The following is a 798-nucleotide window of genomic DNA, read 5'->3' as shown; positions in this document are numbered from 1 at the left end:
GAATAGGGTTAATAACTTAAACCTTGATGATCGTCAATTGATCTAAGTAATTAAGTCACTGTGTGCTGACTGACGTTGATTTCTTCATGGCCAATAACGTCATACCCTGATAATAGCCAATGTAATTGTTGCTCATTCAGTGTCATGGTGTCACGTTTAAGCTTAGGCCATTTAAACCTGTGCTTATCAAGTCGCTTGTACCACAATGCAAAGCCTGTCTTATCCCAATAGAGAAGCTTTAACTTGTCGCGCTTTTTATTACAAAACACAAACAGCGCGCCCGATAGCACGGGTAATTCAAGCTCACATTCCACCAACGCCGCAAGGCCATTGATGGATTTACGAAAGTCCACATGCTCAGCACATAAGTACACCTCGGGCGGATTAACAAACATATTCATGCTGATAGACCTTTAATAATTGAGACGATAGCAACACAGTTAAGTGTTGTGGGTAATGTCAGTTGGCCAGTGCGCGTATTAAAGTTAATCGTTGGTTGCTCAGTGATACTGACGTGTGTGCGTTGGGTTTGTTGCTCAACTCGGACAAATTGAGGTGATGCACCTGAAGATTTCACCTGTTGCATGCTTTTATATTTATAAAACGAGCTGATAGATACTTGATGGTGTTTGCAAAACGCTTCATTCGTTCCAGTAAATGATGAGCGAAGCGCTAGGATTTCTAGCCAACGTTTAGGGATGGGTGAATTCATAATGACCTCCAATAAAAAGTTGAAGGTATTTTCAAATACAAAAAATGGTGTTGCTAGGTGTGGTTGGCCGGACGCTTACAATTGTT

General features: G+C 41.2%; 2 protein-coding genes. Both read right to left on the bottom strand.

All coding sequences use genetic code 11. The annotated features are described in order from the left end of the window. Window positions 1-50: 50 nt before the first annotated feature. Window positions 51-401, bottom strand: a complete 351-nt coding sequence (gene tnpB, locus CWC14_RS15125; RefSeq protein ID WP_004588658.1) for an IS66 family insertion sequence element accessory protein TnpB — start codon at window positions 399-401, stop codon at window positions 51-53. Further along, window positions 398-712 (bottom strand): IS66 family insertion sequence element accessory protein TnpA, encoded by a 315-nt coding sequence (tnpA, locus tag CWC14_RS15120; protein WP_138563678.1) that lies wholly within the window; start codon window positions 710-712, stop codon window positions 398-400. Before tnpA ends, tnpB begins: the two co-directional genes overlap by 4 nt. Window positions 713-798: the final 86 nt, after the last annotated feature.

The sequence above is a fragment of the Pseudoalteromonas sp. S3260 genome (assembly GCF_005886925.1).
Taxonomy (GTDB): Bacteria; Pseudomonadota; Gammaproteobacteria; order Enterobacterales; family Alteromonadaceae; genus Pseudoalteromonas; species Pseudoalteromonas tetraodonis.
Note: the sequence above shows the minus strand (reverse complement) of the source record. Positions and strands in the feature narration are given on the sequence as shown.

Coding starts and splice junctions, on each gene's coding strand:
- tnpB (WP_004588658.1), bottom strand. CDS start 401: ATGAATATGTTTGTTAATCCGCCCGAGGTGTACTTATGTGCTGAGCAT.
- tnpA (WP_138563678.1), bottom strand. CDS start 712: ATGAATTCACCCATCCCTAAACGTTGGCTAGAAATCCTAGCGCTTCGC.